8 protein-coding genes are annotated in these 11,556 nt (G+C 33.3%); all 8 read left to right on the forward strand.

What is annotated here, in order from left to right; translation table 11 throughout:
* Window positions 1-750: 750 nt before the first annotated feature.
* The 8 genes from ACPWSO_RS17075 (at window position 751) to ACPWSO_RS17110 (ending at window position 10,605) form a co-directional block, all read left to right on the forward strand.
* On the forward strand, window positions 751-1,590 hold the full coding sequence (locus ACPWSO_RS17075) for a helix-turn-helix domain-containing protein (RefSeq protein ID WP_426084779.1): 840 nt from the start codon (window positions 751-753) through the stop codon (window positions 1,588-1,590).
* Window positions 1,591-2,994: 1,404 nt separating this feature from the next.
* Entirely contained in the window at window positions 2,995-3,657 is a 663-nt protein-coding gene (locus ACPWSO_RS17080) for a winged helix-turn-helix domain-containing protein (RefSeq protein ID WP_426084780.1), read from the forward strand.
* Window positions 3,658-3,674: 17 nt separating this feature from the next.
* Window positions 3,675-4,412, forward strand: coding sequence for a signal peptidase I (locus ACPWSO_RS17085; RefSeq protein WP_426084781.1), 738 nt, complete (start codon window positions 3,675-3,677; stop codon window positions 4,410-4,412).
* 91 nt (window positions 4,413-4,503) lie between these two features.
* Window positions 4,504-5,559: a BsaA family SipW-dependent biofilm matrix protein gene (locus ACPWSO_RS17090; protein WP_426084782.1), complete on the forward strand. Its 1,056-nt coding sequence runs from the start codon at window positions 4,504-4,506 to the stop codon at window positions 5,557-5,559.
* A gap of 93 nt (window positions 5,560-5,652) precedes the next feature.
* Window positions 5,653-6,351 (forward strand): hypothetical protein, encoded by a 699-nt coding sequence (locus ACPWSO_RS17095; RefSeq protein WP_426084783.1) that lies wholly within the window; start codon window positions 5,653-5,655, stop codon window positions 6,349-6,351.
* A 62-nt stretch (window positions 6,352-6,413) separates the two neighbouring features.
* Window positions 6,414-7,277 carry a BsaA family SipW-dependent biofilm matrix protein gene (locus ACPWSO_RS17100; protein ID WP_426084784.1) on the forward strand — a complete coding sequence of 288 codons (864 nt, stop codon included), beginning with the start codon at window positions 6,414-6,416 and terminating at the stop codon, window positions 7,275-7,277.
* A gap of 37 nt (window positions 7,278-7,314) precedes the next feature.
* Window positions 7,315-7,953, forward strand: a complete 639-nt coding sequence (locus ACPWSO_RS17105) for a hypothetical protein (RefSeq protein ID WP_426084785.1) — start codon at window positions 7,315-7,317, stop codon at window positions 7,951-7,953.
* Window positions 7,954-7,986: 33 nt separating this feature from the next.
* Window positions 7,987-10,605 carry a VWA domain-containing protein gene (locus tag ACPWSO_RS17110; RefSeq protein WP_426084786.1) on the forward strand — a complete coding sequence of 873 codons (2,619 nt, stop codon included), beginning with the start codon at window positions 7,987-7,989 and terminating at the stop codon, window positions 10,603-10,605.
* Window positions 10,606-11,556 lie beyond the last annotated feature (951 nt).

Consider the following 11,556-nt stretch of genomic DNA (forward strand, 5'->3'; position numbering starts at 1 on the left):
CATAAAATGTTTTCTCCATTTAAATTGAATAGACATGCAAAATGGACGTGTGAAAACAGTAGAAAAACTGAATTCTTATAAGTCCACTTTTTGTATAGGGAAATTTTATTCTAGCTGCTTCCTATCTGAAGGAGGTGCGAAAGTCATTTTTAAGTGAAAAATATTGTTTAACAAAAACGAGGATTTTAAGAAGGAATGATGGATTCATTGTTATTCATTTTTAATATTAATTAAATTATTAAATACTTTTTGGAAATGGATATTAAATTCGTAAAACATCGAAATAAAACGAATTTCAACTTTTTTGAAAGCATTCTCTTGAATTTACATATGTAATTTAGAATTTAATAAGTATATAAATTATCTACAAAGTTAAAAAAGACTTATAGTACTAAACATAATTATTTTCTCAAAAGTTGTTTAAAATAAAAACTAAGGTGAAAGTTCCCGAAATAATAAGTGACACTTTCTCAAACCGTAACTGTTGTCGTTTACTGATTGAAGTAAGTGACAATATAGATTTTGGAAAATGACAATCTCAGAGGAAGATACTTAAAACAAGTGGTGAAATGTAAAAAATATTAAGTTTCAGTGATATTATGCAAATAGTAGATACAATACTTGCTTAATAATTAAAAAGTCGTAAACTAGAGGGGATTCTGAAGGAGTGCTGAGTTTAACATAGATTTTGTTGTATGATTGTTATTTTTATTGTTTATTTGAACTCATTTAAGAATGGAGAAATGTACAATGTATGGCTTGACAATAAAAAAAATAAGACACGGAAAAGGTTTGACGCAAAAAGACGTTTGTACTGGAATCGTTACGTCAAGTTATTATAGTAGAATTGAACGTGATGTTAGCTTGCCTACAATTGAAGTATTTCTGAAAATACTTCAAACATTAGATGTAACTTTTGATGAATTTATGTATATCCATAGGGGGTACACTGAAAGTTGGGAAAACAAATTATGGTTTAATATTACGGAACTATATCATACAAATGATATAGAAGGATTGGAACAAACAAAAACCATGCTTCTTAAAAGGAAAAATAAAATAAGTGAACTCTATGTTGATGTTGTAGAGATATTTATCATGCGGTTATCAAATATTTTTTCTACAAGACATCAAGCCGAAAAATTGATTAAAAGGCTAATGAGAATTGAAGACTGGACTAGTTCAGAAGTGAAAATTTTTATTTCTCTAATGGATCAGATATCTATGGAAACTTTATTTACTATAGTTAACAGGCTATTAAAAACAAAAAAATTGTATACGTCATCGAAAGGCTACAACTCGTATTACAATAAGATACTGATCAACACCATATTAATGTGTATTGAAAATCGTGATGTATCAAATGAATGGTACTATCTTACTAAACTAAAAGATAATCTGGAAGTCAGAGATATGTATAGCAAGAATATGTGTCTGTATTTTGAAGGAATATTTTTTTATCTTTCAGGGAATATAGAAATAGGCGAGGAAAAGATTGAGCAAGCATTCTGTATATGGAAAACGTTGGATATGGAAGATTTTTCTAAGAAATATGAAAGTTATTTTGAAAATTTGAAATCCAGCGTATAAAGAACTTTAAATATTGAAAGAGTGTGTAAAAGACAAAATAAAGAATTTTTTATCTTGTTTAAGTTCATTGTCAGGACTAATCTCTGGTAAATTATTAGGTGTTTATTCAAGATAAATCATATAAAAAGAGAGGGATAAAAGCCACTCTCAAAAAGAAAACAAGTCTGATTTTCATGATCAATGTGAAAATCAGGCTTTTTTTCTTTCCGTTTATTTCTTTCCTTGTACTGCCCTAATTTCCCTAGATTTAGGAACATGAGGATCAAACCAACATCAATCATCGTTCCTTGTTTTCCACGCCTGCTGAACTGACTTATGATGCGATAGCTGATTTGATCGTGGTTGGTTAACCACCACATACGATAGCTATCCTCTAAGAGAAATTCAGTCTTTCTACCTTAAAGGACTTGTTGGGGTACGTGTATATAAAAACTTTCAACATCATTTTGTAATGAAAAGTTTTAGCGACATTGCTCCGACCAAGTTATTGATCGCAAAAGTGAGACATTCGATTCTTGAAAAAACTGCTCCAGTTCTAATAGTAAAATTGTTTGATCGATGGTATAAACTTTAAACGTAAAAGCACTCTCCTCTGTATTTTTGGTTAGTCACTTCTATTTTACAGGTGTGTGTGCTTTTTGTGTACCTTTAATCAAAAAAAGGGGGATAATAATCATATTTATTACTTACTATTAGAATGCTATTTTTTCTTAATGTGTTTAATTAAAAAAATAAAGTTGAGTATAGAACACTATGTATGTAATAACCTAAGAACATCTGAGAAAAATAAAAAAGACTTATAGTACTAAAAAAAATAAATTCAGTATTTTTTTGTTTAGAATGAAGAAAGATTGAAAATAAATTTATTTAAACATTAATAAAATATTTAGACTGAAATTCGGAAATAGAGGTGTTTCAGTGGGCATAAAAATGATTGGAGAAGAAACTATGAAAATTGGAATAGTAGATACTGAGCAAAATTTTTTTAAGACTTCACTGCTTATTAATCTACAGCTCATTCATTAGAATGCAAAAAAGTTATGGTCATAAGCGATTTACAAGATGTAGTGATGTTGTTTATTGGAATGAATTTCCATTTGCTTCGCCGTACGTTTGTTACACGGTGAACATGGTATTAATATTGCCAATCTCAGTAAAATCCTTGGCCATCAACCAATCAAAATAACATTAGATACATATACTGACTCATTATTGGAGAATCGACGAGCAGTTATCCGAACCCTTGATCAAGTGGTTGCTTATTCTGGATAAACTGTCATTAACATGGTCAGAAGTCTCTAGAAAGTCTATGATAGCGTAGTGTTATCACGCTATTTCCTGATTGTATAAGAATTGAGAAAAAAATAAAGAGATATGTTTTAACTATAATGACAGGAGAAAAAAATGCGAGTAATTGGATTTGTTACTACTGAAAATGACGACAATTATTTATCTGAAATTTATGCTGAGTACTTGCCTGCTGAAAACTATAAATTAACTAAAGTTAATAATAAAAAGGATATTAATAAAGTTGATGGCATTGTTATTCATTTAGCAACTTCAGAAAAACTCTCGGAAGTTTACGAATGGGTTATAGCTAGTAATCAGGAATGTTCAAGCTCGTTTGTTTGGATAGTCTATTCAAATTGTACTGACATTGAAAAAAAAGTGTTTCTTCAATTGGGAGTTAATGGGATTTTTCATCAAGAAGCTTCTGAAGAACTGACCTTGACAATAAAAAACACCTTCTCGAGGTATTCTACTCAAATTAAAGAAGAAAAAAGAGATGTTTCGATGTTCGAATTGAATTTGACGAACTTAAGTGTTTTTTGTGATGGGAGAGAAATAAGGCTGACTCGCTCAGAGTATCAAGTGTTAGCTGTTCTTTGTGAGAGACCAAATACAGCAATTACTTATGAAGAATTATTTGAGAATCTCTGGGGAGTACCTGGATCTAACAAAGTATACAGAGTTTCAAATGTGATTTTTCGTTTAAGACAAAAATTGAAAGATAGAAGAGACCTAATTGTAACGGTTCGTTCCAGAGGATATTTGTTAAACATTTAATTTTAAGGAGAAACTTGATGGAAAGTAAGGATTATACAGAAAAAGTAAACTCCAAAAGAAAAAAGAAAAAAAAGAGTGAACTCAAAAGAAAGCACAAGGGGAACGCTAGATTAAAAAATAAAAAAAGGACCCGATCGGTTAAAATTTCAAAGAAAAAGAAGGCTTTCATTTTTTTGTGGAATATTCTTTTTTATGTTTTGATGTTAAGTGCCCTAGCAGGTTCAGTGATGATGGCTGTTATGCAACAACAAGATAAATCACTGGCGGGTTACCGAATGTTTGGAGTGTTGACCAACTCTATGGTTTCGCCTGGAGATAAGATTAAGTCTGGTGGATTTCGTGCAGGAGATTTATTAATAATTAAAGAAACTCCGGAAGAAGAAATCAAAATTGGCGATGTTATCACGTATCATCCTTCAACTAATCCAATTAATAAAAGCACAAACTATTTAACACATAGAGTTGTAGAGATTAAGGAAGAATTTGGCAATGAAAAAGGAATCTATTTTGTCACTCGAGGAGATGCCAACCAAACAGATGATATGCCAATTAGTGCGGATTCTCTGGTTGGGAAAGTAACATGGAAGGTACCTAAAATTGCTGGAGTACTGAATTTTATACGAGAAAATCTTTTTGTTTCGGTGATTTTTATCGTCTCAGTTTTGGGATTTGTTTGGGTCATGCAAAATTATATATTGACAAGCAAAACCACAACTAAGAAAAAACAGAAAAAGAAAAGAAGAAAGAGAAAATAATATTATCTCGTTTGTAATTTTTGAATTATAACACACGGTATTTCCCTTTTTATTAGGGTTAATATAAACAAATTTCAAGGAGGAAACACAAATGAAACAAACTAAGAGTAAGAAGAAGTGGGTAGCAGCTGCAACCACACTTGCAACTGTCGCAGTTTTGGCAGGTACATTTGCATGGTTTACAAGTGCAGATAGCGAGACCAACCATTTTGAGGGAGAGATTGCTGGAAATGATGTAGAGGTAGTCGAAAACTTTATCCCTCCAACCGATTGGAAACCAGGAGAAGATGTAAATAAGGATGTATCCATTTTGAACTCTGGGAACTATGATTCGTTGATTCGCGTTTCATTTGACGAAATTTTGAACACCCTAGTTGATCCTAGTGCAATATCAATCGATACAACTACAGCTGTGGCAGCACTTGATGCAAAAACTAAAGAGCAAATTTATCTTTATCCATTAAGTGAAGAAGCATTAGTTACAGGTACTTGGACTGATGTAACAGGTAAACTTTCTGCTCCAGTAGCTGATTTTGTAGTAGCTAGTGGTGAGTATGCGGGAACTTATAAGTTTGCAGTTAGCGAACAAGCTACGACAGTTGGTTCTGAAACAACATACAAGAATGTTGCTTATTGGACTAATGGTACTGATAAATATTATGCAAAATCAGGTGGAATTAATCGTGCAGATGATGGAACAATCACTCTACAACACACTCCTGAGCTTAAATACGTAGATTTAACGACTAATGAAGTTACATTTGATTGGACTCTTTCTCCATATGCTCCAACATTTACTGTTGGAACAGATGGTACCGCTAAGATTAAAGCGGGTAGTGATGCAAAAGGAAATGTTGAATTGAACTTTGTAAACTTATCGGCTACACCAACAGCAGACAAATGGTATTACAATGCAGCGGATGGTTACTTCTACTTTGTAGCAATTGTACCGTCTCAAACTCAAACAGCGCAATTATTAGACTCTGTTAACTTGAATAGCGCAGCAGATAATTCATACAGTAAATTGTCATTCGATTTAACAGTTAATGGTAAAAGTATTCAAGCAACAGCGGAAGCAGTAGACAGTTCAGATTGGGTGAATGCTACTAACGGAAGTTTGAAAACTGCTCTAGAAGGTCTATTTTAATAAGTGAAAAAACAGTTATGGGACTAATGAAGTGATTGAAGGGGGTAGAGGTAATAACCTCTACCCTTACTTTAATTCTTTGGGAGGAAGTAGATGAAACGAAAAAACTGGAAATATACAATAATCTACGTGTTAGTTGTAGCAATTGTTTCTCTAATTTTATGGCCGACTTCTACGCAAGCTCAGTCAAAGGAACTTCCCCAGGGGATGGTCATAGGGGATGATCAAGGCATTTTTGTGAAAAAAAACGGTAAATATTTGGTGGAAGTAAATGATGTTATGCCGGGTAAAAAATGGCATACTACTATTTCGATGATAAATATGGAAAAAGATACACCATATAGTTTAACTATGCTTATTTCAAAGCCTAGTCTTATCGCCGGCAGCCTGGATTTATCAACAGCAATTCAAATGAAAATAACTTATGAAAATGAGATAGTTTATGAAGGGCCTGTATCGGGTATTAATTTAACACAGAATTTACAAAATACAGCGTTAGAATTAGGTACTTTTAAAGCTGGAGATAGTCGTGCCATGGAAGTAGATTTTTCTCTCTCGGGAGAATACACAAAAAAGGATTTTTCTGAGAAAAATGTTATGGAAAATGTTTGGAACTTTTATGCAGTGAAAACAAAATCAACTGATTCAAATGAAATTGAAAATAATAAACCTTTAGGAAAACTACCTCAAACAGGCGAAGAGTGGCGACAGACGATTTTATATGTATGTTTAGGTCTTTTTTTACTACTAATTGTTTTGTTGTTTGGAAAAGAAAAAAGGAAAAAGAAATAGAAAATATATGTATATTACTTTTTGTTTTCTCACAGCAAAATATAGTGAAAGGAGAACGGAAAATGTCAAAAAAGAAAATTTACGCCAAAAAAAATTGGAGTAAAAAGGCTATTAATTGGATTGGTCAACGAAATAAATTAGTAATATGTATAGCTACATTAGGCACTGTATTTTTAAGTACATATGCGTGGTTTGTTTCTGCTGATTCAGAAAAGAATACGTTTGAGGGAGCCAGTCTGGTGGCTGAAATTACTGAAGTGTTTACTCCAAATTATGAATGGCAACCTGGTGAAGATACTACTAAAATTGTTTCTGTGACTAATACGGGTGAAACGCCTGCAATTGTTAGGTTGTCATTGTATGAATTTTTCTTGAGTTTTCAGATAGATGTAACTGATCAAACTGGCGATGGGAATCTGAAAGAATCAGGAGTAACTGTTATGCCTAGTGTAGATGCCGACAATACTGACACTTGGGCGCCAGCAGTAGCAGCAGCAGGAACATTTACCCAGGATGGTCATAACTATATTGCTGCAGAAGCAATCATTTCTGGAGAGTCAGATCGATATGAATATGACAATGTAGTTAGAGATACAACTGCTCCTCTTAAGTATTTAACTTTAAATTTTTCTTCAAATTTTAAAACAGCGATACCACCTGCAGGGGCGCAAAAATATTGGATTTACGAAAATGGTTACTTTTACTATTCGGAAATTTTACAACCTGGAGAGGAAAGCTCACCATTATTAGATAGTCTTACTTTGTCCAAAAATTTGCCTAACAAGTATAAAGGTTCTTTGTATAAGCTAAAGATATTTATGGATGCACATGATGCTACACCTGCGATAACAGGCGCATGGGGTGTAAATTCGGGTGGAGATGTTTATCAAATGTTAGAAGCATTGATTGTTTCTGTCGAAGATTAGAGGCAAATACTATGATAGAAAGGAGAGTAGCGAATTAATGAGAAAGAAAAATGGAAAGCTTCTTCTTACGTCATTAACAACTATTTTTATAGGATTCATTTTCGCCTATAGTATCCAAATAACGTATTCAGCATTGACGGATCATGACAAAAAAGAAAATAGTTTTCAAATTGGTAACTTAAATACAACGATAAAAGAAGAATTTGATCCACCAAAAGAATTTGAGCCTGATAAAGAGTATGAAAAGAAAGTGGAAATAAAAAATACTGGTAGTTTAGATAGTTTTGTTCGAGTCTTAGCCCTGCCGGTCATAACTGCGGAAGCAGACGATGGTACTACAATCGTGCTTAGTGCAACAACAGATGGAGCAACTCCAATATTAACAATTGACTATAATTTGGTAGATTGGATAGATGGCAAAGATGGCTATTTCTATTATAAAAAGAAATTGGTAACAGGTGAAAAAACCGCAGCGTTATTTTCAACAGTAAAAATGAATAAGGCTAATATATCAGAGGAGTACAATAGGGCTAAATTGACTTTTGAAATAAAAGTTGAAGGAATTCATACAACAAAATATGCTTATCGTGATGCTTGGTGGGGAGGGAGTGTTCCACCGACAGGATCTGAATTAGCTGAGGTGGATAATACACTGAAAACACAGACAATAGACTAAATAGATTATAGGGAATAAGGAGGGGAATATTTTATGAACTACAGACATTTAAACCTCTTAAAAAGACTGATATTTCCAGTTTTTTTAATGGCTATTAGTTTAAGTTTTCTGCTTTTTCCATCTAGTGTATCGGCGGTAGAACATGAAGAAATTCGTGATGGCTTGCAACAAGGTGAGGTCCGTGTAACTAAGTCAGCTGAACCAGTGGAAGGTATGGTCAATCAATGGGATGTCACAGTCAAAGTAGAGGGGAGGAATATATTTCCGCCTCCAGATACAGATATTGTCCTAGTAATTGATAACTCCAATAGTATGCGAACACAGGATGATGGTTGGTTTACACCAACAAGAATGGATAAGGCTAAGAGCGCTGCCTCCAAGTTTATAGAACAAGTACTACAAGAAGGTTACAATAATCGAGTAGGAATTGTTACATTTGGGGGCTCAGGGACAAGAAGAGCAGATTTAGAGAGTTATGAAAAAAAGAATGATTTGTTAACGATAATTAATGGCGGTTGGTGGGGAATTATTCCAGACTTTGGGATCCAAGCTGATGGAGGTGGTACGCATACTCAGGAAGGTATACGAATGGGCATGCAACTCCTTGAAGAGCAAGCGGTGGCCTCTAGGCGAATATTAGTTCTTATTTCAGACGGAGTTCCAACCTATAGCTATCAAGTTGAAGCACCGTATACAGATCGAGACTATATGATAAATGATACTGCTAACAATAGATATGTAACTAGCGAGAATATACCTGAAGAAGGTTTTAGATATCCGTGGGCGGTATGGTCAAATCGAATTGGTAATGGGAGTCAAATGTTTTTAGGTAATGGTAACCTATGGTTCCCCAATTCTTATATTTCTATGGGGAATAATGCCATATCTGAAAGTAATATTTGGAAAGGAAAAACAAACACGAAATTAAATGGTCCTGTTGCAACAGATGTATACACTATTGGAGTTGATATGGATAGCTCTGATGAGGAAAGCTTTATTGGATATGTTGACGTTGAGTATCAAGATGAAGCTGGAAATGTGCTAGATACTAGGACATTATCCGGTGAAGTAGGCATCGATTCTTATGAAACTGAGAAGCTTGATTTTGCAGGTTACACATTCAAGTCAGTTACAGGAACTACAAGTGGCAAGTTTGGTGAGGAGACTATCAAAGTTGTTTATACATACACTAAAATAACTAAATCAAATCTAAGCGAAACAACTACGGCCACTAATTTTGAAACCAATTTAGCAAAAAACAATTTTTTAGAGACTACATCGCAAACAAGTGAAAGTGAAGAAAATGACCCAATTCTTCCTTATGCAAGTCAGTTAGGATCAACTAAGGCCACCTCTTTAGTGGCTTCCAATGGTTCAGAAGTACTAAAAAGAATTGCCTCAAAACCAAATATGTGCTTTTCTGTTAATGGAAATGGTTTAGAAAGAGCTTTAGCACAAATAGGAAATGAGATACTTTCAGCTGTTAAAGATGGAACAGTTACCGATCCAATGGGAGAGGGATTTGAGCTGGCAGAAGGAGCGACCAACATAAAGGTTAGTCAAGGATCTTATACTGCTGATACAACAAAGACACCTAATACAATTAAGTGGGATGTGGGGACATTAACTGTACCAGTGAGTGATGATCCTGATGAAGACATCATGTATGCAACAATGACTTACAGAATTAACGCAAATCAAGGAGTACTTGGAGAGGGAGTAATGTCAAGTGATGGTTACGCCAAAACCAATGGGGTAACTAAGTTCAATTATATAGACTCCAAGAATGTCAATAAAGAAAAAGAATTTGTAGTACCTTCTGTAAAACCAACAATTGTTTCGCTAAAAAAACTATTACTTGATTCAGATGGCAATACAGTAACTAACAGTGATGAAAGTTTTAAAATTAATCTTGACGAATATGGTTTGGGAATAGCGGGGCATATTATTAAGGCTAATGAAGAGGTTAAGATTGTTCATCCTTGGAAAGCCGATACTAAGTATTCTATTGAAGAAATATTGGATGTAAGTCAGGAATATGATGTTTCAATTGCGATTAATGGTCAAACTACAACAGGAACACAATCGAATCTGATTTTCCAAAAGATCGCTACTGAAAATTTCTATGAACACCAGAATATCATAGTAACGAATAAGGTAAAAGGTACAGTTGATCCAAAAGATAGATATCTCTACATTAGGCAATGCGTTGTAGATCCAAATTCTGACTTAGTTATTCCTAGTAAAGGATTCTATGTTAGTGTGTTTGCAGAATCTAGAGGATCAATGATGAATCTAATTTCAGGTAGTACAACAAATAATTTACCAACTAATGTGACTACTAGTTTGTTTACCAAATATAAGTTGCCAGCGGAATATGATGATTTTAACAAACTAGAAATAACTGATAGTGTTCCAGAATATTATGAACAGATAGGATATGTTGTGACTAAAGATTCAATTGATGTGGGTAATAATCATATTTCAACAAATACAACTACATTTATTAGTCAAAGTAGAGGTAGTATAGCCGATTATACAGATACTAATGAAAATTGGGTAACTATTTTTATTACACCTAAACTAGGTAGTGACGACGAGGATAATCCTAGACCTTATAGTTGGGATTACAAGATAAATCAGTTCGGTTAAAAATTGTAATGGTTTAATGTTTATGAAACTTTGATAATGTTGAAAATTGTTTTTAGGAGAATATAATCTTAATAAGGTAGGGAGGGATTACATTGAAGAAATTGAATTTTACTTTAACAAAAGTCTTAGAGTTTTCAAGCTGCTGTTTGCTAATACTTTGGTGGCTATGTTCGAATGGACCGCAGTTTTTCTAAGTAGTATGCAAAACGAAATATTATCAAATTATCATTTGTAATGTAATTAATTAGCAAAAAAAGTAGAATTGTTCGGAATAAATTCTCTTAATGACAACTTTTTATCAAAGCTTTTATAATAATGATTTTAAATTCAATCTGTAAAGTAGGTGATAACACGCTAAGAATAGTGGGCAAGGTTAAAGTATTCCTCCTAATATCTTGCTCACTATCTCTTTCTTTGCTAAAATTTTGCGGTAAAGACTATAACATTATTTTTTATAAAAATGGCAAATAAAGCTGATATTGTAGATATAAAGTTCTAAATTGTTTAGTTTTGAAAACGGAAATGTATCTTTCTTCTGAGATTGGCAGTTTTAGTAGGAGTAACACGAGCAACTATTGTCAAAATAGAAAAAATGAGCAGAATCCATCACTCAAATTGGCTCATGATATTGCACAGTTTTGGGGTTCCTGTTGAGAAAATCTTCATATTCAAAAGTATAAAGTAGTGGTTCTTTTATTCTCGAACTCCATAAAAAATGGACTTTTAAAGACTGTGGAAATAGTTGGTTTCTTGAATCTAAATTGTAAGTATACCTATAAAAGACAAAATCACCTATGTTAGACATGTAAATTAGTATAGATTCATAGTAAAAAAGGCACTGACCCCCAAGAATGAGAATATAAAAAAGAGGCACCTCCGTTGAATTTATTTTATATAATAAATTTAGCGGAGGTGCTTTTGATGAAGAAAAAAATGGCGTATTCTCTTGAA

The sequence above is a fragment of the Enterococcus sp. LJL51 genome (assembly GCF_049894025.1).
Taxonomy (GTDB): Bacteria; Bacillota; Bacilli; order Lactobacillales; family Enterococcaceae; genus Enterococcus_L.